This window comes from Staphylococcus sp. LKG3-1 (genome assembly GCF_048568385.1).
Lineage (GTDB): Bacteria > Bacillota > Bacilli > Staphylococcales > Staphylococcaceae > Staphylococcus > Staphylococcus saprophyticus.
In genome coordinates, this window is the sequence record NZ_CP183796.1 from 1,582,838 (window position 1) to 1,609,242 (window position 26,405).

20 protein-coding genes and 1 pseudogene are annotated in these 26,405 nt (G+C 33.6%); 7 read left to right on the forward strand and 14 right to left on the reverse strand.

The features are described 5' to 3' along the window. Positions 1-51: 51 nt before the first annotated feature. Positions 52-1,221: a hydroxymethylglutaryl-CoA synthase gene (locus ACM595_RS07935; RefSeq protein WP_041079364.1), complete on the forward strand. Its 1,170-nt coding sequence runs from the start codon at positions 52-54 to the stop codon at positions 1,219-1,221. Positions 1,222-1,476: 255 nt separating this feature from the next. Here ACM595_RS07935 and ACM595_RS07940 read toward each other — a convergent pair whose 3' ends face one another. Beyond that, positions 1,477-3,066 (reverse strand): BCCT family transporter, encoded by a 1,590-nt coding sequence (locus ACM595_RS07940; RefSeq protein ID WP_174543799.1) that lies wholly within the window; start codon positions 3,064-3,066, stop codon positions 1,477-1,479. A 133-nt stretch (positions 3,067-3,199) separates the two neighbouring features. After that, positions 3,200-3,733 carry a methylated-DNA--[protein]-cysteine S-methyltransferase gene (locus ACM595_RS07945; protein ID WP_369080417.1) on the reverse strand — a complete coding sequence of 178 codons (534 nt, stop codon included), beginning with the start codon at positions 3,731-3,733 and terminating at the stop codon, positions 3,200-3,202. Positions 3,734-3,853: 120 nt separating this feature from the next. Here ACM595_RS07945 and ACM595_RS07950 point away from each other — a divergent pair, with 120 nt between their 5' ends. After that, positions 3,854-4,126 (forward strand): YrhK family protein, encoded by a 273-nt coding sequence (locus ACM595_RS07950; protein ID WP_002482277.1) that lies wholly within the window; start codon positions 3,854-3,856, stop codon positions 4,124-4,126. 96 nt (positions 4,127-4,222) lie between these two features. Here the strand turns inward: ACM595_RS07950 and ACM595_RS07955 are convergent. The 7 genes and pseudogenes from ACM595_RS07955 to ACM595_RS07985 all read right to left on the reverse strand — a co-directional run bounded on the left by ACM595_RS07955 (position 4,223) and on the right by ACM595_RS07985 (position 15,282). Next, positions 4,223-5,634: pseudogene (locus ACM595_RS07955) on the reverse strand (MFS transporter). 230 nt (positions 5,635-5,864) lie between these two features. After that, a complete protein-coding gene (locus ACM595_RS07960; protein ID WP_115343703.1) occupies positions 5,865-6,557 on the reverse strand; it encodes an alpha/beta hydrolase in 693 nt (230 codons plus the stop codon). A gap of 42 nt (positions 6,558-6,599) precedes the next feature. After that, positions 6,600-7,064: a hypothetical protein gene (locus tag ACM595_RS07965; protein WP_037537604.1), complete on the reverse strand. Its 465-nt coding sequence runs from the start codon at positions 7,062-7,064 to the stop codon at positions 6,600-6,602. 261 nt (positions 7,065-7,325) lie between these two features. Then, a complete protein-coding gene (locus ACM595_RS07970) occupies positions 7,326-8,501 on the reverse strand; it encodes a M20 family metallopeptidase (RefSeq protein WP_419744254.1) in 1,176 nt (391 codons plus the stop codon). An 89-nt stretch (positions 8,502-8,590) separates the two neighbouring features. Beyond that, positions 8,591-9,988, reverse strand: coding sequence for an MFS transporter (locus tag ACM595_RS07975; protein WP_419744255.1), 1,398 nt, complete (start codon positions 9,986-9,988; stop codon positions 8,591-8,593). 318 nt (positions 9,989-10,306) lie between these two features. Beyond that, entirely contained in the window at positions 10,307-12,589 is a 2,283-nt protein-coding gene (aryK, locus tag ACM595_RS07980) for a transcriptional regulator AryK (protein ID WP_115340457.1), read from the reverse strand. A gap of 182 nt (positions 12,590-12,771) precedes the next feature. Further along, positions 12,772-15,282: an MMPL family transporter gene (locus ACM595_RS07985; RefSeq protein ID WP_069821616.1), complete on the reverse strand. Its 2,511-nt coding sequence runs from the start codon at positions 15,280-15,282 to the stop codon at positions 12,772-12,774. A 147-nt stretch (positions 15,283-15,429) separates the two neighbouring features. On the opposite strand from ACM595_RS07985, the gene ACM595_RS07990 reads away from it, so the two are divergent. After that, positions 15,430-15,984, forward strand: coding sequence for a TetR/AcrR family transcriptional regulator (locus tag ACM595_RS07990; protein WP_419744256.1), 555 nt, complete (start codon positions 15,430-15,432; stop codon positions 15,982-15,984). Between the two features lie 179 nt (positions 15,985-16,163). On the opposite strand, the gene pruA is transcribed toward ACM595_RS07990, so the two are convergent. Next, positions 16,164-17,708 carry an L-glutamate gamma-semialdehyde dehydrogenase gene (pruA, locus tag ACM595_RS07995; RefSeq protein WP_041079377.1) on the reverse strand — a complete coding sequence of 515 codons (1,545 nt, stop codon included), beginning with the start codon at positions 17,706-17,708 and terminating at the stop codon, positions 16,164-16,166. A 340-nt stretch (positions 17,709-18,048) separates the two neighbouring features. Here pruA and ACM595_RS08000 point away from each other — a divergent pair, with 340 nt between their 5' ends. Further along, positions 18,049-19,119, forward strand: coding sequence for an acyltransferase family protein (locus tag ACM595_RS08000; protein ID WP_002482266.1), 1,071 nt, complete (start codon positions 18,049-18,051; stop codon positions 19,117-19,119). Between the two features lie 111 nt (positions 19,120-19,230). Here the strand turns inward: ACM595_RS08000 and ACM595_RS08005 are convergent, their stop codons facing one another. Further along, complete coding sequence (locus ACM595_RS08005) at positions 19,231-19,812, reverse strand: DUF4064 domain-containing protein (protein WP_115338363.1); 582 nt, start codon at positions 19,810-19,812, stop codon at positions 19,231-19,233. A 218-nt stretch (positions 19,813-20,030) separates the two neighbouring features. Between ACM595_RS08005 and ACM595_RS08010 the strand changes: the two genes are divergently transcribed. Beyond that, the gene (locus tag ACM595_RS08010) at positions 20,031-20,777 is read left to right on the forward strand and encodes a putative hydro-lyase (RefSeq protein ID WP_373995833.1); all 747 of its coding nucleotides are present in this window, start codon (positions 20,031-20,033) and stop codon (positions 20,775-20,777) included. A gap of 46 nt (positions 20,778-20,823) precedes the next feature. On the opposite strand, the gene ACM595_RS08015 is transcribed toward ACM595_RS08010, so the two are convergent. The 3 genes from ACM595_RS08015 to ACM595_RS08025 form a co-directional block, all read right to left on the reverse strand. Next, positions 20,824-21,840, reverse strand: a complete 1,017-nt coding sequence (locus ACM595_RS08015; protein WP_041079381.1) for a PTS sugar transporter subunit IIC — start codon at positions 21,838-21,840, stop codon at positions 20,824-20,826. A 459-nt stretch (positions 21,841-22,299) separates the two neighbouring features. After that, positions 22,300-22,863, reverse strand: coding sequence for a sugar O-acetyltransferase (locus tag ACM595_RS08020; protein ID WP_002482261.1), 564 nt, complete (start codon positions 22,861-22,863; stop codon positions 22,300-22,302). A 28-nt stretch (positions 22,864-22,891) separates the two neighbouring features. Beyond that, positions 22,892-24,088 (reverse strand): DUF819 domain-containing protein, encoded by a 1,197-nt coding sequence (locus ACM595_RS08025; protein ID WP_069821619.1) that lies wholly within the window; start codon positions 24,086-24,088, stop codon positions 22,892-22,894. 155 nt (positions 24,089-24,243) lie between these two features. Here ACM595_RS08025 and ACM595_RS08030 point away from each other — a divergent pair, with 155 nt between their 5' ends. Both ACM595_RS08030 and ACM595_RS08035 read left to right on the forward strand, forming a co-directional pair. After that, the gene (locus ACM595_RS08030; RefSeq protein WP_041079383.1) at positions 24,244-25,665 is read left to right on the forward strand and encodes an SLC13 family permease; all 1,422 of its coding nucleotides are present in this window, start codon (positions 24,244-24,246) and stop codon (positions 25,663-25,665) included. A gap of 136 nt (positions 25,666-25,801) precedes the next feature. Beyond that, positions 25,802-26,008, forward strand: a complete 207-nt coding sequence (locus tag ACM595_RS08035) for a hypothetical protein (RefSeq protein WP_041079384.1) — start codon at positions 25,802-25,804, stop codon at positions 26,006-26,008. Positions 26,009-26,405: the final 397 nt, after the last annotated feature.

Consider the following 26,405-nt stretch of genomic DNA (forward strand, 5'->3'; position numbering starts at 1 on the left):
TTGGTATGATACAATTGCTTATTTATATATAGAAAGGTGTCGATACGCTTTATGACAGTTGGTATTGATCAAATTAATTTTTATGTTCCAAGATTTTATGTAGACATGGCTAAGCTTGCCGAATCCCGTCAAGTAGACCCAAACAAATATTTATTAGGTATTGGCCAAACTGAAATGTCAGTAAGTCCAATGAGCCAAGACATCGTTTCAATGGGTGCAAATGCTGCCAAAGCGATTGTTACAGATGAAGATAAAAAACAAATTAGTATGGTTATTGTTGCAACTGAATCTGCCATTGATTCAGCTAAAGCATCTGCAGTACAAATACATAACTTGCTAGGCATTCAACCATTTGCTCGTTGTATTGAAATGAAAGAAGCTTGCTATGCAGCTACACCTGCCATTCAATTAGCTAAAGATTATTTAGCACAACGTCCAGATGAAAAAGTGCTTGTTATCGCTAGTGATACAGCGCGTTATGGTTTACATTCTGGCGGCGAACCAACACAAGGTGCTGGTGCAGTAGCTATGATGATTTCACAAAATCCACGCATTCTTGAACTAAATGACGATGCCGTTGCATTTACAGAAGATGTCTATGATTTTTGGCGTCCAAGTGGACAAGCTTATCCACTTGTAGATGGTGCTTTATCTAAAGATGCTTATATTCGTTCATTCCAAGAAAGTTGGCAAGAATATGCACGTCGCTACAACAAATCATTAGCTGATTTTAAATCTTTATGTTTCCATGTACCATTTACTAAAATGGGCAAAAAAGCACTTGATTCTATTTTAACAGATGACATTGATGCTGAAACAAAAGAACGTTTAACTTCAGGTTACGATGCAGCCACTTATTATAATCGTTATGTAGGTAATATTTATACTGGCTCACTTTACTTGAGTTTGATTTCTTTACTTGAAACACATGATTTATCTGCAAACGATACGATTGGCTTATTTAGTTATGGTTCAGGATCTGTTGGCGAATTCTTCAGTGGTAAAATCGTAGATGGCTACCAAGATGTACTTGATATTCAAGGACATAAAGATTTATTAAATAACCGCGAAGAAATTTCAGTCGAAACTTATGAATCATTCTTTAACCGTTTCGACAATTTAGAATTTGATCATGAAACTGAGTTAGAAAATGAAAAAAATACTATCTTCTACCTTGAAAGTATTAATGATCATATCCGTAATTATAATACCTTAAATTAGATTTTAAATCACTAAATCTTATCACCTACGAACGACATCCTTTAAATTGTCTTATTTATTGTATACATTTTAATCAAATGTCCGTTGTTCGTTATAAATTCAAGTTCAAAATTATTAATTAATAATGAGCGCTTTCATACTTCAGTTTCACTGATGTAATGAAAAGCGCTTTTTATATTCAATAAACAAATCCACCTCAAAAATTGTTTGAATTCTTTGAGGCGGATATAGGTTTAACCGTAATAACAACAAATGTTATTCGTATCTTTTTCTATTTTCTTCTTCAATCAATTTTGTATATGTTTCACTTCGTTTTTCATTTATTTTTAATGTTAATCCCAAGGCTTTTCTCTCACTATTAGCATCCTTATAGAAGGAAACCATCATTAGAAAAACAACAACACTAAATGGAAGTGCTGAAATAATGGCAGCTGATTGTAAAGCGCTTAGTCCAGTATCTCCACCTGCTAACAATAATACATAGGCAATAGCTGCTAAAGCCAAACCCCAAACAATTTTTATAAAACCTGAAGGATTTAATGTTCCATATGCAGTTTGCATTCCCAGTACATATGTCGCAGAGTCGGCAGAGGTAATAAAGAAAGAAGCTATCAACGCTAATGCTACAATTGATAATATAAATCCAAATGGCAATTCATTAAAGATGCCAAACAGTTGCGTTTCTGGTGGCATTTTTAAAATGCTTGAATGCGATTGGCCCACTGTAATACCTGTAGCACCAAAAGCACTAAACCAAATAATACTTATAACAACTGGAACACCCAAGACTGCAATGATGAATTCTCTAATACTTCTCCCTTTGGAGATTCTAGCAATGAACGTACCAACAAACGGACTCCAGCTCATCCACCAACCCCAATAATAAATAGTCCAAGATTGAAGCCACTTACTTTTCTGTTCGTTCAACGGCGCTACGTCTAAACTATTAAATACAAGTGAGTTTAAATAATCACCTGTACCACTCGTCATCATGTTGAGGATAAGTAATGTTGGACCAACGACAAATATGACAATTAACAATATCGCTGCTAGAACCATATTCAAATTACTTAAGTACTGTATGCCTTTACTTAATCCACTCCATGCGCTGTATAAAAACAATACGGTAACGATTGCAATAATAATACCTTGTACAACTGAATTACTTGGTACACCAAATAAATAATGCAAGCCACCATTAATTTGAATCGCACCGACACCTAAAGAAACAGCAACACCAATCACTGTTGCAAATACAGCGAGTATATCAACGATGTTACCAATTGGCCCATCTACTTTATCACCTAATATAGGTCTCAATGTTCTTGAAATAAGACCATTTTCACCTTTACGAAACTGAGAATAAGCAAGACCTAAGGCAACAATACCGTATACTGCCCATGGATGAAATCCATAGTCAATAAATGACGACTTAAAAGCTTCAGCCATAGCCGCTTTTGTTTCTGGATCTGCTGTTGGCGGTGCCATATAGTGGGATATTGGCTCAGAAGCACCGTAAAATACTAAACCGATACCCATACCAGCACTAAATAGCATAGCAAGCCAGGAAACTGTTTTAAATTCTGGTTTATCTTTTGGTTTTCCTAACTTTAACTTTCCTATTGGACTGAATAATAAGAAAATACAAAATCCTAATATAGCAGTATAAAGTAGCATATAGTACCAACCAAACGTCTCAGAGACCCATGTTGATATATTGCCACTAACTGTTCCGAATTGTTGTGGAAAAATTGCACCCACAATCACTAGCAAGCCAATTACTGCTGTAGAATATAAAAATACACTTGAAAATCCCTTTTTTTCCTTTAACAGAACACTCACCATCCCTAAATAATTAAATAAAGACGGTTATCACGATATCATACTGAGCTAATTAATCAACTCTATTTAGAAAAACTTTACAATCAGTAAATAGAAAGTGCAAAGCTCAATACATGTGGGTGTTCATTAGACTGCATCAAGGTTTCGTACTGTGCTTGGGTCTATAAAATACATTCATGTCTAGACCCTCTAATTTTAACAATTCTATTTTGGTATCTATGCCACCACCATAACCAGTCAAGCTTCCATCTTTTCCTACAACTCTGTGACAAGGAATGATAATAGAAATCGGATTACTACCAACTGCGCCACCAACAGCTTGAGATGACATCTTAGCTTCACCTCTTTTCTCAGCAATTTTTTGAGCAATTTCTCCATAGGTCCATGTTTCACCCTGTGGTATTTCCAAAAGTATTTGCCATACTTGTTCCTTAAATGATGTTCCAGTTGCTTTTAAAGGAAAATCTATTTTAGGATTATTTCCTGAGAAATACGCATCCAACCAACGTTTTGCTTTATCAAAAATTGGCAAATCAGCTGTCATTAATTCATCTTTATACTGTGTTTCAAAGTCTTTATGATTAGGTAGCCATAAACCCGTTATATTTTCCCCATCTGAAGTGAGTGCGATTTGACCAATTGGCGATTGATAATTACTTTTATAATGCATGGTATCCCCTCTTTTCCTTACTCATTTATTGGTTATAATCTTAATGCTTTCATCATTTCGTGTAAACTCGTAAGATGATATATTATAATATTTTCATTACTTACTAAAGGAGGACTGTACATGTCTAAATTCAAACAATCATCTAAACACTTAAATTTAAGTTTCCATCAAATCCAAGCATCTGACCGCATAACAGCCATTTACAAAGCACTTTACCAATTCAATGATGTCGTACTCGGCTTAGTTTTTCTAATTGGTAGTATTCTATTTTTTAATAGTTCAACTGTAACAAATGGTACGATATTATTTGTTATTGGTAGTATTCAAATGACTATAAGACCATTAATTGCCTTCGTACATGATTTACATCTTGCTTTTAAACGAAAGCAATAATGAATCTTGTTAAAGGATTTCCTAAGTTAAAACACAATTCCAAGATAAACCTGGCCAAACCATCTAATTATGCAGCGACCAGGTTTTTTATTTTCATTATCCTTCTGTCACTTGCCCCTTTTCGCCTTGTCTCACTTTTCGCGTTGGAATAACCAGTGCACTTGCACATACGCCGCCTATAACCAAACATGTTCCAACTACAAACCCAATACTAGCAGCTGTATCAACTGTTTGTCCGCTTTGTGAAACTCCAGTAAATATGGGCGTCATAATCGCTATACCAAAGGCTCCACCAAGCGTTGAGCCCATTTTAAAAATACCAGATGCTACCCCAACTTTTTCTGCAGGAGTTGTTGAAACTGCGGTGCTTAAAGCCGGTGTAGCAAACAAGCCAGTACCTCCACCAAAGAAAACCGCAGCAATTAATGCGACTACTACATAAATTGAAGTATTAAAGAAAGTTAAACTAAATAACAATATACCTGTCGCTGTAAAAATAGGTCCAACAACCATTGCGCGTTTTGCACCAAAGCGCTTGATACTTTTTCTCCTAATCGAACTACAAGTAATAATGTAATTAAATAGGGTAGCGTTAACAAACCAGCTTGAAAAGCACTGAATTTCAAGCCACCTTGTGCATATATATTAAATAAAGCAATAACGCCTACACCAGTATTCAACAAAAAGTTAGCAATGACTGCACCAATAAAAGGTTTGTTTTTAAATAACTCTAAATCAATAAACGGTGATTGCTTTGCTTTTTCTACTTTATAAGAAATAAAAATACAGATAATAAATACGGCACTCAATATTAGCGTTGCTGAACTTAACCATCCTAATTTATATCCTTGTGTAATTACAAAACTGATACTAGCAATCATAATTACAAAGATAGTTAGACCAATATAATCAAAATGGTTAGATTGTGCTTTGACTTGTTTGCTTTCTGGCAGGTTTTTTACCAACAGCAATGCAACCAAGGACAAAAGTATAGAGAGTACAAAGATGGATTGCCACGATATAAACGTAGCCATTGCACCTGCAAAGAATGATGATAGGCCGGTCCCTCCAAATGCACCTATAGACCAAAAACTTAATGCTTTTTGTCTATCATCCCCTTCAAAGAAATCATTAACGATAGAAATGGTTGCTGGCATAATAATCGCTGCTGAAAAACCTTGTACAATTCTTCCCAAGAGCAACAAAGTGACATTACCAGAAATAATAAGCATCAATGATCCAATAATACTCAAAATTAGAGCAATACGCGTCATCTTAACCTTCCCAATTCTATCTGAAATGTTACCTGCTACAACCATAAAGACGCCAGTAACAAATGATGTCAAACTTACTGAAATGTTAACAATATCTGTTCTTGCTCCAAAAGTTGCCTGTATCTTAGGTCCAATATTTTAAAAAGATTGTGCAAATAGCCAATAAGTTAAAATAGATAAGACAATTCCTACCAATAACTTATTGTCTGAAATTTTAGTAGTACCTTCTGTCATAAAAAAACATCCCCTATGTTTAAACTAATACGAAAATTCAGCTTAATATTTTTAAAATCATATATCCAACTTACTGCCCAAAACGTCATTTTACACATTATGGCTAAGAGCGGTATATTTAAAAATGATTTACACTTTGAATTTTAGCATTTTTTAACATAAAAAGGATGAATCCACTTATTTTTTGCGAATTTTCTGACAATAGTCGTATTTCTTTTATCTGTCGCTACTTAAAATAATTTATTGATTGCTCTATTAAAATATTTCTTAAAATAATATTGGCGGTGCAGCCCTTTTCTATTTGTATCAAAATAAAATACGGATGTCTGTGATACTAGCAGTTCATTCAAAATATCTACTGCTGCCTCTGTTTGTGGCACCATATATTGGTTTAAGTGATTACTTTGTTTCCCTTCAAGTTGGCCGACATACCAGTAAATATGATGTGTTGAAATAATAATCGGTTGGGATTTCATAAACTTAACAAAGTCAGGGTACCAAACTGAAGGTGAAATTAATATATAATGCCCAAACGTATCTGCGTGTTTAAACAACGCATATAGCGATACGAGCCCACCGAATGAGGCACCTGCAATACCGATGTCTTTTCTATCCTGAGAAATACGGAAACATTTTCTTAAATACGGTATTACCGCATCAGCCACCCAAGTGATATACGCATCCGCTTGACCACCATATTCAATATCACCAACAACACTTTTCCAGGGTGTATAATCTTTTTTTCGATTATTCGGCACGATACCAACAAATATAACGTCTTTTTTTACATCTTTAAATAAGTAGTCTCCATCTTGAACTATAACTAAAGGATAAGACTTACCGTTTGTCTTAAAATAATTCTTCGGTAATTTAATTTTTATTTCTTGGTGATGAAAAGATAGACTGAGTTCTCTTATACTCATAACGATCACCTCTTTCTATAACCAACTTAAAATGAACTGTTTTTATAAGAAATTATAAAGGTTAATATCGTTTTCTTTAGCATACTCTAAAGCTAATATTTCCAATATATTAATCATTGATGGATTGCCTTTAACTTTAATAAATTGAAATTTTAATCCATAATTTTCAGCTTTAATTTCTTTTGTTTCAGCTTCATCTAAGCTATTTTGTTCGGCAAATACTCTTCTGAATCTTGCAGTACCAGAGTCTGATTTCACATTAAATTGGCCTAATTTATCGTTTAAATCTTTTTGTGTTATTTTATAACCCGTCATATAAGCGCCTGCTTGGCCTACAAAGATAGGTTGCTTATTATTAAAAATAACAAAAATCCCTTTTTGACCTTCAACCTTGCTTCTGCTCTCTTTATCAAAAGCACATGCATTTGATTTATCATATTTAAAAAGCTTTTTTAGTGGTTTTTTATAATTATCAAGCAGTTCACTTATTTTTTTGTCACCGTTCATTTTAATCATCCTTTATCATTTTATTATCACTCTTTATATACACTATATCGTACTTTCATAAACTTACGGTAACATATATGTTTTTTGATTAATTTTATACAATACAAATAGAAACAGAATGATGATAAGCTACTTTATATAGCTATCTCATTCTGTTTCTATGTTTACAATAAAAATAAATGAACTTTATCAAAATGAATACTAGCATATATCTCTATTCTTCATAAGGTACAAATGCTTTTCAATCATTGGGCTTATATTTTATTTTAAATAATTCATGACTGTAACACCTACAGCCTCTGCTGAGACACGTAAGGCTTTTTCACTGATATTGAATTTAGGATGGTGATGTGGATAGATGTTACCATCTTCTGGAGCAGCACCCGCATATATAAACGTACTAGGCAGCGCTTTTGCATAATACGCAAAATCTTCTGATGGTGGCTGAGCTTCACATCTTTCTACTTTTTGAACGGCATCCGTATCAGCACTTTGAATTGAGTCGACCACAAATTGCGTAAACTCTGGATCATTGTACAACGCTGGATAATCGTCATGATAATCTAATTCACATGTTACACCAAACGTAGCTTCTAAACCTTCTGTTAAACGTTGTATTTCTTTCTTAATCGTATGTTTCGTGTCATCTGTCAGTGCGCGAACGTCTCCTTCTATTTCGATACTGTCTTTAATAACATTAAATTGTCCTTTACCATCAAATGAGCCGATAGTAACAACACCTGTTTCAAATGGATTTAATCTTCTTGAAACAATTGTTTGAACTGCATTGACGAAATATGCGCCAGCAACAATACTATCATTGGCTGTATGTGGTGAGGAACCATGTCCACCTTGGCCATTCACTTTCAATTTAAAGAAATCCCTACCAGTTTGAACATACCCTTCACGATAATAAATATTACCTGCTGGCATGTGACTCATAACATGTACGCCTAATACATGATCAACGCCATTTAATACACCATCTTGAATCATTGCTTGTGCACCACCAGGTGGTACTTCTTCGGCTGGTTGGTGAATGATGACTACTTTCCCTTTGAATTGTGATTTTAATTCAATTAACGTTTCTGCAAGTATGAGCATATATGCTGTATGCGTATCATGACCACATGCATGCATGACACCATCATTTTTAGATGAAAAAGATAAACCTGTATCTTCTTCGATTGGTAAAGCATCAAAATCTGCACGAATTGCAATTGTTTTACCCGGTTTTCCACTATCAATCGTTACTTTCAAACCATTTGGTCCAACATTTGTCTCAACTTCACAGTCTTTATCTTTATAAAATGCTTCAATATATTTAGGTGTTTCTTCTTCGTGAAATGATAGTTCTGGATGCTCATGTAAATATCTACGTATTTCAATCATACGTGACTCTTTGTTTTTTAATATATCTATTAATTGTTTAACCATTATTATTCCTCCTAATAATCCTTTGTTTAATAACATGATACACTTTCTAGTTTCTCTATATGTGTTAAAACATTTATAATTGTTTTATTTTAACCCTTCGCTTTTGTTTTAGTAGCTGGCACCATAAACATGATAATGATTAAAGATAATAGTGCCATAATGACATTTAACCAAAGACCTGCGAATGCACCAATTTGAACATTTGTTGCACTTGCTATAACACCAAAAAGCGCGCCTGATAATGCAATACCAAATGCACCGCCAAGTGATGATGCCATTTTATATATACCTGAGGCAACGCCCACTTTATCTTCTGGAGAATTAGAAATTGCCATATCTGTAGACGGTGTCGCATAGAATCCTAAGCCTAAACCATATAATAAATAACCAATAATACAAACTACTACATAAATAACACTAGGTAAGAATGTCAGCGATATGAGCATAATACCTACCATATTAAAAAGTGTCCCTAATAGCATCGGCTTTTTAGCGCCCACCTTTTGCAATACTTTCTCACCTACACGGATCATTAATAACACAGTTATTAAGTAAGTAATGGATAACAGTCCTGTTTGAAATGCATTAAATCCTAGTCCTTGTTGTACAAATGTATTAGCAACTAAAAGTGCACCTGCAACACCATTCAATAGGAAATTAGATAATGTGGCACCTGTATATGCTTTATTATTAAATAATTTAAAATCAATTAATGGATTACCCACCCTGTTTTCAATTTTTAAGAATATGATTGTTGCTACTATAAATACAATAATAAGACCTAAAATCAATGGCGACTTGATACCGAATGTTCCACTTTGCGTTATAACAACGTTAATACTCAACATCATAATCACAAATAATATCAGTCCACTATAATCAAAACGTTGCTTCAGTGTGCTTTCTGATTTTGTTTCGGGTGTTCCTTTGATTAAATACATTGCTAATAATGCAATGATAATAGATAAAATATATATCCAGCGCCATCCCACAAAAGTAGCAACCATACCTCCAAATAATGATGCTAGTCCTGAACCTCCCCAAGATCCTATAGACCAGTAACTTAACCCACGTTGTCTCTCTTTTCCTTCAAAATAAGTTTTCATAATTGCTAATGTTGATGGCATAATAGCAGCCGCAGACAATCCTTGAATAACCCTTCCGACAATTAATAATAGTGGTAAATTACTGATAATGATTAATAATGACCCAATAATACTGAGCCATAAACCAATATAAGTAATTCTTACGCGTCCCACTTTATCAGCAAGACTCCCCGCACCTACAACAAACATACCTGAAAACAAAGCTGTAATACTAACTGCAATGCTAATTGTTCCAATATTACTATCAAAAGATTGTTGTAACGTTGGGACCACATTAAGTAAAGATTGTGCAAATAACCAAAACGTAACAACGCCTAACACAATACCTAATATGAGTTTATTATCCCCTTTATAATTTTGTGTATTTCCCTGTTGTGTCATTATACTTCCTCCTCTATCCAATTTAACTAATGACCATTAGGGAAGATAAGCTTTCATTGTAAATGCCCTTCATAGTAACATTTTCAACTCTATTAATTCGCTATCCTCTCTATCTCAAGTGTAGTGATTATCAATTAATAGCAATATATATTATTTGCTATTTTAACTATCTATTTATTGCATATGTATTATTTCTTCGACTGACCACAAAAATAGATGTATCATTTTTGTCTTTTTAACAACATACCTTTCAAATTTTGATAAATAGAAAGAGGCTATTACAACAAAAGGTGCCTCCCCTTCGTTGTAATAGCCAATTCAACATAGATATTTTTTAAACTCTATAATTTGGACAGCATTCGTTAGCAATTTCAAGTGATATGTGATTGTATCATTGACTTTCACTTCACTAATGTCCATTTTCGGATATGAGATGCGATTAACATAAGCAATGGTTTCTTCATCCATACCATATCGCGTATTATAATCTTGCCAAACTGTATATAATGCCCCGTTATTTTTATCTAAGGTCATATGCTTAATTTTGTATGTTCCAGGATGTGCATTGATGATATTAATCTGATATTCCTTATGATTTAAATATTGTGCATGATGATTCAATATATAATATGGATTATAATGTTCTGCATCCCACATGACAATTTGAAAATGGTCAGTCGATCCAACAACCATACAATTTTCACTTTGATATAACACTTGATCGAACAGTTTTCTATAAAAGGCACTTGTAAAAAAGGCCGGCCTTTTTCCATCAAATTGATGATATAACTCAATACCAGTGAGTTGTGCACTTGAATCTTTTAATTTAAATTGTTCATGCAGCTCATAATTCAGCCAATAACCGATCATTTGAATTCTGTCATTCATTTCAATTAACTGTTCAAATATGATACCCGCTCTAAAATACTCTCCATTCGTTAAATGTGTATCTCCAGTCAACGTATTCCAATTTAATAATATAAACGAGATAGAACTTTGCTGAAGCTCTAATGTTTCAACAACCTTATTAAATTGTTCGTAAATATGTCGTTTCGCTAATTCATATTGCTGACTTTCTATAGATTGAAAATCAATCATATCATTCTGATTGGCTGAAAAAGCAATGCGATCAACAATACTGTCTGATTGTTCTAAAATTCGTTTCGCTTTATGAGGCGCTTCTAATTTCCCTATGTCCACATTCAGCACAATTTCCACATTTGTAAAATAATATTTAAAAAGAGCAACCAGCTGATTAAATATTGAATCTTGCTTACAATCAATATAAACTACAAATTTCAATAAATTATTATTTGGTAAGCCATTAAAAATATGTTCTAAAAGGTAAGTCAATTCTTGATAATATTGGGTGAAATTAATCGTACTTCTAGGTGGCGTAAGTTCGATGCCTAAACCAATTTGATGTTTTATTAAAAAATTAATTGATTCATCCACTTGCATGTAAGGATGTATATTGGGAATCATTTCATCACTCTCAATTTCCGAATGATTGATATGTCCCTGTTGAATGGGATCTTTGATAAGTATATGGTCTAATCCTAACATGGTCTTCACTTCAATTAACTGTCTCCTAACGCGATGTGTCAGGATTGTTTCGAGATAACCAACTTGAATAACGTGTTGATAGCGGGAAATGGATTTCCCGTCATTTTGTAATGTGATATCAATTACTTTTTGTGCATCGGGTGATTGAACAATATCTCCTATATTTTGATCAATCAATAAAGATAAATAATATAAATAAGATTGATACGTTGTTGTGGTAGGACAATCATCTACTTTTATATGTTGTTCTTTCATTTGAAATTTAAGTCGGTAGTTCGATGGCGTGTATGTTGTTTCAGCTTTAAAGTACTTTAATAATGCGTTAGAGTTACTAAAGCCATTTTTATAGGCGATTTGTGTAATGGGTTCATTCGTGTAAATTAAATCATTTTTACACTGTTCAAGGCGCACATGATTCACATATTGATTAAATCCAACGCCCTTTTTTTGCTTAAACAATTTAGATAAATAAGCATCGCTAAGTCCAACCATGTCTGCCATTTCAGTAAGTTTAATCGATTCAGTATAATGTTTATCAATATATTCGCAAATATATGCTAACCTGTCATCTGCTACCAATGGCATTTGTGCTTGTATATTGGTAGTTGGTAAATACCGCATCATGATAAATATTAAATCTATGAGTTGTTGTTCGATATATAAACGGTAGAATTCACCTTTTCTAATATAGACAATGCCTATTTTGGCAACTGCATTCACAATTTGTTGGTAAATGACTTCTTGCAAAGTATTTTTATTTAAAATAAATGCTTTATCTTTATAATCATTCATATACTGTTTTAAGTATGATTCCGTTAAATGAATTGAAAGATATAATGTATCTTTATGAGTTGAAAATCGACATGACGCTCTATGATTAATCAGAAATACTTCGCCTTTTTGATAGGTTGTCACAGAGTCTCCATTAATCACTTTCATCATACCGTTTAGTACGAGCACAATGCGTAACCCTTCTTCTAAATCTGTAAGGCTATTAAAATTTTTATTAAATTCCACATTATATAGTTCTCTCATGTTGCACCTCTTATTAACTTATACTTCGTGTACGAGGACTAATTAATACTTTCATTTTAGCAAGATTAGCAAATTTTTGACAGTGACGCTTACGCAATCACGAAACAATTTGGTATATAAAAAAACGTAGGTATCACAGCCTAATGGCTATGTACCTACGCTTAATTCAACAATCGAATCTATTATTTTTTAACAAGTTTTTCTATCAATGCATTTAATTCACTGATATTGTCACTTTGTTTTGATAAGAGTGACATCAATGCTTTATCTTGTAGCTCTGAATCTTCATTTAATTTAGAAGTTGCTTCATGACATCTATCAGCATCATTATCTGCCTTACCTTGATAAGCTTTTAATGCTTCATATAAGAAATGTTGATTCGTAGACTGTTGAGCAATTTGATTATATAAAGCTTTTGTTTGTGCGTCAGTAGTAATCACATTTTTGTTGTCACGGTTATCATTTGAAGTTGCAATACTAAATGAACGATCATACTGTTCTTTCGATGCATTTTGATTTTGTTTCGCTTCTGGTTTTGAAGGCATTTTATCTTGTAATGCATGTCCTTCAATATCAACATGCGGTAAGATTCTATTTAACCAACCAGGAATGTACCAAGATGCTTTACCAAACAATTGTGTTAATGCTGGTATTAATAATAAACGGACGACAAATGCATCAAATAATACACCAAATCCAAGTGCAATACCCATGGATTTAATCATCACGTCATCTTGGAATACAAAGGCGATAAACACACTGAACATAATTAATGCGGCAGCGACAACAACTGGGCCACTTTCTTTAATACCAACTTTAATTGAGTGTTCATTATTGCGTGTCTTACTGTATTCTTCATGGATACGTGACATTAAGAACACTTCATAGTCCATTGCTAAACCAAATAACAGACCTATAGTTATAACAGGTAAGAATGCAAGTAATGGTCCAGTCGTATCCACACCGAATAAGCCTGACATAAATCCTTCTTGCATAATTAAAGTTGTAAAGCCTAGTGTTGCAACTAATGAAAGTACAAAGCCTAATACCGCTTTAAGTGGAATAATAATTGAACGGAATACAATCATTAACAAGATAAACGCTAATGCTACGATAACACCTGCAAATAACGGAATCGCTTCATTTAATTTTTGAGACATGTCTATATTGATGACACTTTGTCCTGACACTTCTGTCTTGAAACCATATTTATCTTTAGCATCATCATTATAATCTCTTAAATCATGAACTAAATCATTTGTAGATTCTGCGTTAGGTCCTTTTTCTGGAATTACCGCAATTAAGGCATAATCTTTGTTTTTACTCAATTGTGGTGGTGTCACCATATCAACATTATCTTTTTTATCGATATCTTTCGTCATATCTTGTAAATCTTTTTGTAATGCTTGTGGGTTATCATTCTCATCTTTAACATTCACAAGCATGGCAATTTGACCGTTATAGCCTTCGCCAAATTTATCAGATACAATATCATACGCTTTCTTCTGCGTACTATCTGCTGGTTTCATACCATCATCTGGAATACCCAATCTCATGTTACTAATTGGTATTGCAGCTACGACTAATATAATAAGTCCTATAAGTACAGCAGCTAATGGTTTACCGACGACAAATTTAGACCATTTTGTGTCTACATCGTTGTCAAATTCTGATTTCGTTTTTTTCGGTTTGATTTGTTTATGGAAAATACTGATTAAAGCTGGTAACAATGTCAACGCACTAATAACCGCTACAAGCACACTGATTGAGGAGGCATAACCCATGATAGCTAGGAAATCAATGCCAACTAACGATAAACCACAAACAGCTATAATTACAGTTACCCCAGCAAAGATAACGGCACTTCCTGCAGTACCTACTGCTAAACCAACTGCTTTAATATGATTCGATTCCGTCTTAACAATCTGACGGTATCTAAATAATATAAATAAAGCGTAATCTATACCTACAGCTAAGCCAATCATTACCGCTAATGTTAATGTTACATTAGGGATATCGAAAGCATATGTAAGTAACGAAATAATACCTACACCTGTACCTAAGCCAAGTAATGCACTAATAATTGGCATACCAGCCGCAATAAATGACCCAAATGTAATGAGAAGCACAACAAACGCTACGATAATTCCGATTAATTCAGAAGAACCGCCAATTTCTGTGTTTTCCATACCTGTACCCATCAATTCAACTTGCACATTATGGTCATCTTCTAATTTATCGACTTTATCTTGCACATTATCCTTGCCATCTTGTGTCATAGACGTCGCAGAGATATCATAATTAATATCTGCAAATGCTGTCGTTTTATCTTTACTTATTTGTCTATTTTCGTATGGATCGGTAATGTTTTTAATATCTTTGTCATCATCTTTGATGTCTTTCAATGTATCCTTGATATCTTTTGTCATATCTTGTTTAACGATGCCATTATCGGCATCGCTTTTAAATACAACCCTTATTTGAGCCTTCTCGCTGTCTTGATTAAATTCATCTTCAATTTTATCGTTAGTATCAAGTGATTGCAAACCATTCATTGTGATATCATTATCAAATTTAGGTGCACTTACTGTAAGCGGGATAATAATTGCAGCAAGTATAATAACCCACGCAACGATACTCCACCATTTATGTTTGGCCACAAATGATCCTAACTTGTATAAAAACTTTGCCAATCTATTGCCTCCTCAGATAATCAACGTTATAGTTTAATTGTATAGTGTAGATTATTTATATTAACACAATAAACGCTGTGTACAATTAATAAAAGAATTAAAAACTGTAATATGCCTATTTAAACTACAGATTAGGAGAAATGTAGAATGAATGAAAAAGATTTACGAGTCATTAAAACCAAACGCGCTTTATCCACAAGCCTATATGTCTTGCTTGAGAAACATGCATTTTCAAACATCACGGTAAACCAAATTTGTAATGAAGCACTCACACATCGAACGACATTCTATAAACACTTCTATGATAAATACGATTTGCTTATTTATTTAATTACAGAAATCACAAAAGATTATTTTTCTATGGATATTAAAGATCGTATCAATAATCCCTTTAGTGTTATGGAAAGAACTTTAAATGATATTAACGAGTTGAAACGTGTTGGTGATAAACAATGCGATGATAAAGAATTCGAGCGTACAATCAGTAATTATTTCATCAAAATATTGCAAAATGATATTAAGGAAAATGAACATGGCATTTCAGTAGACGCAAGCGTTCCAACAGAATTGATATTTTATATTTATGGAACGAGTTTATATGGTTTTATGAAATGGATACGAGATAATGATATTAAACTAAGCGCACATGAAATCGACGTACTCTTCCAAAAATTAATCAATATCAAAGTTGAAGATGTTTAATCATTGTTGAAGTATTTTATATGATATGTCATTTCCATAATCTTAATTATAATGCCCTTTTTCAATGACATTAAAACTTATTACACTACAAAAAGGCGACGCCATTTTACTGGCATCGCCTTTTTCAATTTAAAGATCGTGTTATATTGATATGCTTTTAATAAATCACTTTATGCGATTTAAAACATTTCTGAAACTACTTTTTGTTCTAAGAAGTTTAATAAGTAGTCTGGACTTCCTGTTTTAGCATCTGTACCTGACATTTTGAAACCACCGAATGGGTGATATCCAACAACTGCAGATGTACAACCACGGTTCAGATATAAGTTACCAACATCGTATGATTCAACGGCTTCTATCCAGTTTTCGCGATTATTTGTAATCACAGCACCTGTTAAACCATAATCTGTATCATTCGCAATTTCTAATAATTCTTCAAAGTCTTTACCTTTAACAAAACCTACAACCGGGCCAAAGATTTCTTCTTGCATAATTTGGTCGCTCGATTTAAGGTCTGCTATAATAGTAGGCTCTACAAAGTATCCAGTAGCATCATCTGTACCGCCACCTTGTTTTAACTTGCCTTCTTTACTACCAATTTCAATATAATTTTTAATTTTATCGAATTGTTTTTGATTAATAACTGGTCCCATATACGTGTTATTTTCCGTATTGCCTACAGTTAAGTTTTTAGTTAATGCAACAGCTTTTTCTAAAACTTCATCATATACATCTTTGTGTACAATGGCACGTGAACAAGCTGAACATTTTTGACCAGAGAAACCAAAAGCAGACGATACGATTGATTCTGCAGCTAAATCTGTATCAATGTCTTTATCCACTACAATAGCATCTTTACCACCCATTTCAGCAATCACGCGTTTTAAGAATTGCTGTCCGTCTTGTACTTTGGCTGCTCTCTCAAAAATTCTAGTACCTGTTGCACGAGAACCTGTAAATGTAACGAAATGCGTGTGTACACTATCAACAAGATAATCGCCAATTTCTTTAGGATCACCTGGTACAAAATTCACAACACCTTTTGGTAATCCAGCTTCTTCTAAAATTTCCATTAATTTATATGCCGTTAATGGTGTATCTTCCGCTGGTTTTAAAAGTACTGTATTCCCTGCAACTACAGGTGCTAATGTTGTTCCTGCCATAATTGCAAACGGGAAATTCCATGGTGGGATAGTTACGCCTGTACCGATAGGTTTGTAGAAATATTTATTATGTTCTCCTTCTCTATCTAATACTGGTTTACCATCAGCAAGCTCCATCATTGATCTTGCATAATATTCAATGAAGTCAATACCTTCTGCAGCATCGCCGACCGCTTCATCCCATGGTTTACCTGCTTCATAAACCATTACTGCTGAGATTTCTTCTTTACGACGTCTAATAATAGCTGCAACTCTAATTAAAAATTCAGCACGGTCTTTGTGTGACCATCGTTTCCAAGATTTATAAGCTTCATTAGCTGCTTCAAATGCGTCATCCACATCTTTTTGAGTTGCTTTTGAAACTTCTGCAATCACTTCAGTTGTATTTGCAGGATTGATAGACTGATACGTATCTTTTGTGAATTTCTCTTCTCCATTAATAACTAAAGGAATTTTTTGATTTAATTCACCTTTAACTTTCTTTAATGCTTCTTTAAATGATTCAACATTCTTACTATCTGTAAAATCTATGCCTGGTTCATTGTGATAATTGACTACCATTTTTCTACCCCCATGTGAGTTTGTAAATAGAAAACTAAATGGAATCTTCCATTCTTAATGTCATTGTATATGTATCACACAATAAATGCAATCGCTTACATAAACTTTCCTAAAATTGAGTCGCTTCGAATCTATTTCCGTTCATTTTGCCACACTTTATATTATATTCGATATTTTTAATTGTGTAATGTTTATATTTTGTATTTTAAATTTAATAATTTGTTACTTAAAATTCGTGATTAGGTTATATTCTTATGTTATTATTTTAAATTATAAAACATTCGCTTTTATAATTATATTAAATTTTAAATTAAATGAACAATCGAGAGGTAAGCTATATATGAAAACATATACGTCAGTTATATTTTGGATGCGCACGATAGCTTGTTTAAGTATTGTTCTCATTCATTCTATTACAACTACATTTAGCAAAATGGATTTTGTAGGTCATGGAACTGCAATCAGAGTATTTCAATTAATGCTTATGTTCAGTACCCCATTATTTGTATTTATTTCTGAATTCTTATTAGCTAAAAATTATCACGTCAAAACAAAACCAGGATTTTTTAAGAATAAATTAATTTATTTAGGTATCCCCTATATAATCATTAACATTGGTATTGCACTATTCTATTTTGAATCCAAAACATTCGATCAATTCATGACACATCTGGGAGACACAATGTTCCATGGTGGTGCAGTGACATATTTCATTGTTATTATTTTCCAATTCTATATATTACATATACTTTTTGCAAAATATCTCATTAAATGGAAACCTGTCCCAGTGATTATTGGTGCCGTTATCTTTGCTACAATTTATTGGGCATTTAGACAATATGCACCACAGTCAGAACATCCAATCCTTGGTCTATTCTGGGAAAGAGAAGGCTGGATGCTCTTTTTAGGATGGATTAGTTACTTCTTACTTGGCTTTTACACTGGTATCTACTATGAAACTTTCATGAAGAAGATTAAAAAATATACTTGGCCAATTATTATTGGCGCAATAATAGCAACTTCTATATTAGTCGGTAACTATTTGTTTGGCATAAGCACGTGGGTAGAATCAAAACGCTTTGATATTCCTTTTTATGTAACGATGGTTATCCTAGTCTTTTTCTTATTCGCTTCATATGTTAAATATGTACCAAAATCCATATTATTTATAAGTAACTATTCCTTCTGTATCTACTTAATACATTACTTCTTCGTCCATGACTTAGGTTTGTTAAGAGCAGATAGTTCACTTAGAAATATTGCTTTCAATTTCATTATCACGTTAACCGTGTCCATTTGTTTAGCCTATATATTCAATTTGTCAAAATATGGTAAGTTTATCGTTGGTGGTATTGGCCATATAAAATATGACAAAGTATACGAAAGTTATAAACACGGTAAAATGGATTAAGCTGAAATGTTAATGTACGTCAATGCGCATTTACTACTTTCATTCAGTCATCTACGCTCTAAATTGGAAATAGCCTGAGACATCTATGTATGTCTCAGGCTATTTTATTCGCTATTTTTTATAACGTGATTTCCTACTTAATTGTGTTGGTGCTTTATCTTGTTCTTCTGATTTATAATCATCCACTTCATGATATGTAGTTTTAGTATTACGTTTTTGATTGTTATGATGATGCTTTGCTTGTTCTTTTTTTCTATTTCCTTTAGCTGGTTGATAGCGATCATAAGATTTTTGTTTTTTTCTTACTAATAATAATATACCTGCTACTAACCAAAGTATAGCTGTTATCCAATTGAGTGTAAGAACTGTCACAAGTCCCAGTAAAATAAATATAATACCAACAAATTTTGGAAGTTTATTTGTTAATATTGCAAATATAATGGCAATCACTGTACAAACAATAACAACAATTAAAGCTAAAATAAATAGATTACTCACTAAGTCTACTATATTAGCTGGATCCATCTGTGATGCATTTTGATTATAAATATTACTCTGGTTTATTACTTCTATTAACTCATTTTTCACACTGACATCATTAAAAAATGGTGCAACGATAGCCATTAAAAAAATTAAAATAAATTGTAGAATAATACCAATCCATATGAGTATTTTTTCAGCATTCCTTTTCATATGTCTCCTCCTAACATCATCTATGTTGTTTTCATACCCTGCTTTTCAATAACTTATGCACTGGTCTGTATGCCATTCAGTGACACGCGTTCAAGTAAATTACTTTAAAAGTATTTAATCCCTATTTGATTACATTTTTTGTTAAAATAGTAATAATACATAGTTAAGGGGTGGTTTGATTGAACCTACAAGATGCGCAACCTAGCACTTTAAGAGAAATGATTACACAAGGGAAACTAACTGGTCACACAAGCGGGATGGCAAAAGGCTATGTACAAGCTAACGTAGTCATACTTCCATCTAAATATGCTTATGATTTTTTACTATTCTGTTTTAGAAATCCCAAAACATGTCCACTCTTGGACGTATCTGAAAAAGGAAATAAATCATTTACAAAATATGGTGTAAATGCAGACATTAGTACTGAAGTAGCTGCTTACCTTATTTATCAATATGGTGAACTCATTGAAACACGTGCCAATGTGGACGATTTATATACTGATGATATGGTTAGCTTTTTAATAGGCTGTAGTTTTACATTCGAACATGCTTTATTGGAAGCAGGCATACCGATTCGACATTTAGAAGAAAATCACAATGTCCCTATGTATGTAACTAATATACCTGCTAATCCAAGTGGGCAATTTAAAGGTAACATTACAGTGAGTATGAGACCCATGACCATGACACAAGCAATTAAAGCTACAGAAATTACGACGCGTTTTAAAAATGTCCACGGGACACCTATTCACATTGGTAATCCTACAGAGATAGGTATCACAGACCTTGCTCTACCAGATTTCGGTGAATCCGTTACTATTAATGAAAATGAAGTTCCTGTATTTTGGGGATGTGGTGTAACGCCTCAGTCAGTTGCACTGGATGCTAAACCCGATTTAATGATTACACATGCACCAGGTCATATGTTTATTACAGATATACCAGATAGTCAATTAATCGATTAGTCAAAAACACTTCGATGCCTTAACTTTTTAGCATCGAAGTGTTTTACTATCTTGTTTCTATATCCTCTTTTGAGACAATTGGATAGTTTTTAAATAACACTGAACAAACATAACCAACTATTAAACCTATTAATCCAATAATCGCACCATAGATAAATATTTTTATAGGATCATTAAAACCGAACATAACCAAGAACCCTGCCAATGGTGTCGCAGTACCTGTAGCATCATTTATCATACCTGATGATGCAATCACAGCACCTGCCAATGCACCTCCAATAAAATTAGCTGTGTATATTGGTACCGGGTTCGCTGATACAACATCAGCCTGAGACAAAGGTTCAATACAAACTGCAATTCTAGATTTACGATCTCCCAATTTTAATTTATTGAACATTGTGCCATTGATAAATGATGATGCAAAGGACACCATCGCTGCAATGGCCATTGGCATACCAGTTAAACCGAGTAGCGCTGTTAAAGCCATTGAACTTAACGGTGCAGTACCTACTACTGTAATGACACCACCTAAGATAATACCCATAATAATTGGATTGACCTCAGTAGAACTTTGGATAATATCACCGATTTTTAATAATGAATTATTGACTAATGGTGTAACACCTACGGCTACTAACCTCGCTAAGGGTGCAATAATTAAAATACCAACTATTAAATCAACACCATCTGGTACTTTACGTTCTGCATATTTCATTAAATAACCAATAACATAACCAGCAACAAAACCAGGTATTAAATCTAGTCCACCACATGAAGCAGCAATCGCTAATGCATAGACCGGAGATACACCAATTGCAAGTGCAACTAAACCAGCAGCTGCAACGCCACCGAGACCTCCGGCTGCATCACCAAGATCTCCCAAAAATGAAATGCCTAATAAATCTCCACCGACATATTTGTGAAATGCCTCAACCAAAAAAGTCGCAATCGCTGCATTTGCTAAGGCACCCATAGCTCTCATACCCATAGGTGCTCGATATGTAAATAGTGTAAAAAGTGCTAACACTACAATTAAAAACAATGTTCCAATCAAAATATCCATTTTTTCGAATTCCTCATTCCTATTCTAGAAGTAGTTAAATTAAGTACGGAAATAATTTTTCAACCATTTGCTAAGCAGTATAGACAAACATTTTATTAATTATTACTCCTACTATTTCACTCATATTTTATATTAACACAAATTCGTTTTATATTCCGAACAATTTTATTAATTTTTATTTAAGCTCCGCGGAACATTTTGATAAATGGTTTTAATTATTTTTAATATATTACACAATTTTATATTAATTTTCTTTCAAAAAGCCTGAATATTTGTTTTGTATATTTTATATGTTTAACTTTTACTGTACTAAAAAAACGAGTATACAAATCTAAAAAACAACTTTAGCATTTGCACACTCGTCTTTCGGAGCATTATTATATTCTTCTATATAAAACAAGAAACACCTTGTAAATTACTTATAGCTAAGCAGCATGTCAACATACGATTAGCTTAAATTTATTGATTTTTGATATCGCTGACCGGTTTGGCTGGTGTACCTAACGCTAGCACATTCGGCGGTATATCTTTAGCCACAGTACTACCAGCGCCTATTACTGAACCTTCACCAATTGTTACTCCAGGTAAGACAACGACATTGGCACCTAACCAGACATTAGACTCAATTCGAATTGGTAGTGCTTGTTCTAACCCAATATTACGTTCCTTATATTCTAAGGGATGCACTGCTGTATATAAGCCACAACTTGGCCCGATGAACACATCATCACCAATAAATATCTTGCCACCATCCATAAAATAGCAGTCATGATTAATAAAAATTCTTTCACCTAAAAAGATATTATATCCATAATCTGTTTGGAATGGACTTAACAACTCTAATGCTTTCGGTTCATAATTTAATAATTTTGTAAGTATTGTATGACGCGATTCTTTATCACTAGGTTTGATATGATTTAATTCAAAGCACAAATCCTTAGCCTTCATTCTCTCAGCATCTAATGATTCGTCAAAATTAGCATCATACCAATCACCTGCTAACATTTTTTCTTTTTCACTCATCGTAAATGCACCTCCATATTTTTTATATTCACCCTAAATAAGTTAAAAGTTGATACATTAACGTTCCTGCATAATTTCCAATAACATAACCTAATGTGCCAATGATAAGTATAGGGCCAACCACCTTCGTCCAACCTTTGCCAATTCCTAATGCGGCAGCAGTTGTTGGCCCACCAGCAGTTGCGTTACTTGCAAGTAAAATTTCTTCTATTTTAAAGCCAAAAATTTTACCAAAGATTAAGCTTAGCCCTAGATTAAAGACAAGGATAATTATAACAAAGATAAACAATAAAGGCGCCGTTGTTATTATCGTAGCAAATGAGGCAGGTGTCCCAATAACCACAAAGAAAATATAAATTAGAAATGTACCAATTTCTGAAGCACCTGCTAAACTTTCAAAGAAGTCTCCCCAAACTGCAACTACAATTAAAGTTAAAGTGGTTAACAATAAATAAGGATCTCCCAAAAAAGAAACAATCAATGTAAGAACTACATTGTGTTGCGGCATCCATTGTTGAATGAGATCAGCACCTTTGAAACTGACTGCTACAAGCGTCACAGCACTTGCAATCGAAAAAGCAATATCTAATAATTGTATTTTTTTTGGCTCCCAATACGCTTGTTGAGATTCTGGAGTACTTTTTGATTCATAGTCACTTTTAAATTGTTTTTTAATTAAAGGCAATGAAGGTAGTGCGATTAATAGCATAAAATAAAGTGCCATGACGCTATTATCTGCTACTACAGTAGATGAAATCATTTCACTTGGTGTCTCAAGTTTGGAACTCAATGCCGCAAAGTTAACGCCTCCTCCAATGTAACTTCCAGTCATCATGGCTCCTATTTTATTTAAATATGGAATCCATTGATTTAAGATCATAAATCCTACCGTTGTACCAATCATAGTACCTATAGAGGCTACAAAAAATATCACTAATAATCTTCTACTTTCTTTCCAAATCTTCAATATATTAGAACTAAAAAGAAGTAATGGAATAGATAAGGGCACAATATAATCCCACACAGTGTCATATACTGGTGCGCTCATTGGAATCACTTTGAAATTCGATAGTAACATTGCCCCAACAAGTGCAATAATCGCACCCGAAATGGTACTCGCCCATCGATAACGTTGTTCTAAAAATAAACTCACCGTTGCCCAAACAATAATGATTGCCCATAATAACCATGTATCATCTTTAGCTACTATTGCACCTATTAGCATAAATAATCCCCCTTCGACAATCTACAATTTGTTAAATTCATTCTACCAGTTACCTCGGATTATTTTTACAATTTTCTGAAAAATGAATTGTTTATAAAGTTTTAAATTGATATTCTTACTGGTACAGGGGTTATAAACAAGGGGGATTTACATTTATGAAACAAAAAATCGGATTGATTTTAGGACCATTACTTTTTATTATCTTTTATTTTATACCTGCCATTACAGGTTTAGCAGACGCACCTAGAGCTGTGTTAGCAGTTACATTATTCGTAGCAACATGGTGGATTACAGAAGCGATTCCAATTCCTGCGACTTCATTAATTCCACTTATTCTCCTACCACTTACAGGTGGTACAGATGAAGTGATTGCAGCAAGTGCCTATGCGGATCCCATTGTTTTTATGTACATGGGCGGATTTATTATTGCGCTAGCGATTGAAAAATGGAATTTACATAAGCGGATTGCGATGACAATCATTTCCATGATGGGCACAAGCAGTAACCGCATTATATTAGGAACAATGATCGCCACTGCCTTTATATCTATGTGGATATCAAATGCTGCGACAGCACTGATGATGTTACCGATTGCCTTAGCACTTATTCAAGAAATTAAGGATGCACAATTTCTCAAACCAGCATCTGCAAGTAAGTTTAGTAAAGCGCTCTTACTTACCGTTGCTTATTCCGCTTCTATTGGTGGACTAGCTACACTCATTGGTTCAGTACCCAATGCAGTCTTTGCTGCCGTTGCATCATCAAGTCTTGATCGAAAAGTATCATTCGCGCAATGGATGATTTTCGCAGTGCCATTAACAGTTATTTTATTAGCAATTCTCTACTTCCTCTTAACAAAATGGCTATTTAAAATTGAAGACGCTGACCAAATATCCTCAGATTTTGCCAAGAAAGCTTTGCATGATTTAGGTCCGATGTCTAAAGAAGAAAAATTAACAGGCATTGTCTTTTTACTCGTTAGTTTATTATGGATTTTCGGAGGGCTTTTACCTGAAACATTGCACATCACAGATACGATTATAGCAATGTTTGGCGCTGTGTTGTTATTCCTTATTCCAGCCAAAAATGCTAAAGGCGGATTACTGGTATGGGACGATATGAATAAGTTACCCTGGGGAATATTACTACTATTTGGTGGCGGTTTGTCTTTAGCTGCAGCATTTGAAGATTCAGGGTTAACAAAATGGTTTGGTGGTATGTTAGGTATTGTGAAGCCACTGCCATTCATACTCATTGTAATTGTATTAACAACGGCCATCTTATTCCTAACAGAAGTGATGTCAAATACTGCCGTTTCAAATATGTTAATGCCTATCAGTATTGGATTTGCAGCAGCTATCAGCCAAGATCCCTTTATCATTATGGGTATCGTTGCCTTATCTTCTACTTGTGCATTTATGTTGCCTATATCCACGCCACCGAATGCAGCCGTATTTAGTTCCGATGAGTTAGAAATGAAAGATATGGTCAAGGCTGGCTTTGTACTTGATATTTTTGCAATTATTGTTATTTCACTCTTTGCGTATTTCTGGCTACCTATCGCATTCGGTTTATAGCTGGATGCTTCACAATAAACGATCGATACGTGCTATACTGCTAAGGTATGACACAACATCTATACTAAGGACGCATGTTAAATTGAGCGAAACAGTATAAACTAGGTATATAAACTTATAAAAGGAGTCAATAATTATGAAATTTTTAATTAAGGGAGCAATTGCCGTGGTCATTATACTTGGTGTCGTGAAGACTTTTGAAGATCATGATGTAACTGCCGAGGCAACAAATTACTATAACCAAGTTAAAAACGGTGAAATACTACAAAGCATTGAAAACCTAAATTTTGACGGTATAAAAAATTTGGATTTCGAAAAGTTGATTCCTTCTGATTTCTTTTAAAGTTTATAACCTCATCAAGACATGACACATAAGTATTTAACATATGCTATACGTTATCTTGAGGTAACGCTATGCATATACAAATTGGATTTACTGTATCGGAATAACGCAATTGCAACAAATAGATTTTCTAAGACAACCTTCAGACTGAAGCAACGGACCGCTTATTTAAAAGCGCCGTTGCTTTTTTGTCGTGAATTTTATTTTCCCTATAGATTATAGTGAAATATTATAAATAATTATTTATAATATAATTAAATTATAAAAAGGAGGTTTTCTTATGAAGAAATTCATTGTAAGTTCATTGTTGCTTGTCTCATTTTCCTTAAGCACTAGCCCTATACTCAAAGCCGCTACTGTTTATACTCAAGGTGCCGTTTGGAATTAAAGTATAGGT

What these genes read in the sequence shown, in the direction of transcription:
- ACM595_RS07975 (WP_419744255.1), bottom strand. Translation starts at nt 9,988, where the DNA reads ATGACACAACAGGGAAATACACAAAATTATAAAGGGGATAATAAACTC.
- ACM595_RS07935 (WP_041079364.1), top strand. Translation starts at nt 52, where the DNA reads ATGACAGTTGGTATTGATCAAATTAATTTTTATGTTCCAAGATTTTAT.
- ACM595_RS08005 (WP_115338363.1), bottom strand. Translation starts at nt 19,812, where the DNA reads ATGAAAAGGAATGCTGAAAAAATACTCATATGGATTGGTATTATTCTA.
- ACM595_RS07940 (WP_174543799.1), bottom strand. Translation starts at nt 3,066, where the DNA reads ATGGTGAGTGTTCTGTTAAAGGAAAAAAAGGGATTTTCAAGTGTATTT.
- ACM595_RS08035 (WP_041079384.1), top strand. Translation starts at nt 25,802, where the DNA reads ATGAAATTTTTAATTAAGGGAGCAATTGCCGTGGTCATTATACTTGGT.
- ACM595_RS08030 (WP_041079383.1), top strand. Translation starts at nt 24,244, where the DNA reads ATGAAACAAAAAATCGGATTGATTTTAGGACCATTACTTTTTATTATC.
- ACM595_RS07960 (WP_115343703.1), bottom strand. Translation starts at nt 6,557, where the DNA reads ATGAGTATAAGAGAACTCAGTCTATCTTTTCATCACCAAGAAATAAAA.
- aryK (WP_115340457.1), bottom strand. Translation starts at nt 12,589, where the DNA reads ATGAGAGAACTATATAATGTGGAATTTAATAAAAATTTTAATAGCCTT.
- ACM595_RS07990 (WP_419744256.1), top strand. Translation starts at nt 15,430, where the DNA reads ATGAATGAAAAAGATTTACGAGTCATTAAAACCAAACGCGCTTTATCC.
- ACM595_RS07945 (WP_369080417.1), bottom strand. Translation starts at nt 3,733, where the DNA reads ATGCATTATAAAAGTAATTATCAATCGCCAATTGGTCAAATCGCACTC.
- ACM595_RS08025 (WP_069821619.1), bottom strand. Translation starts at nt 24,088, where the DNA reads ATGCTAATAGGTGCAATAGTAGCTAAAGATGATACATGGTTATTATGG.
- ACM595_RS07970 (WP_419744254.1), bottom strand. Translation starts at nt 8,501, where the DNA reads ATGGTTAAACAATTAATAGATATATTAAAAAACAAAGAGTCACGTATG.
- ACM595_RS08000 (WP_002482266.1), top strand. Translation starts at nt 18,049, where the DNA reads ATGAAAACATATACGTCAGTTATATTTTGGATGCGCACGATAGCTTGT.
- ACM595_RS08015 (WP_041079381.1), bottom strand. Translation starts at nt 21,840, where the DNA reads ATGGATATTTTGATTGGAACATTGTTTTTAATTGTAGTGTTAGCACTT.
- pruA (WP_041079377.1), bottom strand. Translation starts at nt 17,708, where the DNA reads ATGGTAGTCAATTATCACAATGAACCAGGCATAGATTTTACAGATAGT.
- ACM595_RS07950 (WP_002482277.1), top strand. Translation starts at nt 3,854, where the DNA reads ATGTCTAAATTCAAACAATCATCTAAACACTTAAATTTAAGTTTCCAT.
- ACM595_RS08020 (WP_002482261.1), bottom strand. Translation starts at nt 22,863, where the DNA reads ATGAGTGAAAAAGAAAAAATGTTAGCAGGTGATTGGTATGATGCTAAT.
- ACM595_RS08010 (WP_373995833.1), top strand. Translation starts at nt 20,031, where the DNA reads ATGATTACACAAGGGAAACTAACTGGTCACACAAGCGGGATGGCAAAA.
- ACM595_RS07965 (WP_037537604.1), bottom strand. Translation starts at nt 7,064, where the DNA reads ATGAACGGTGACAAAAAAATAAGTGAACTGCTTGATAATTATAAAAAA.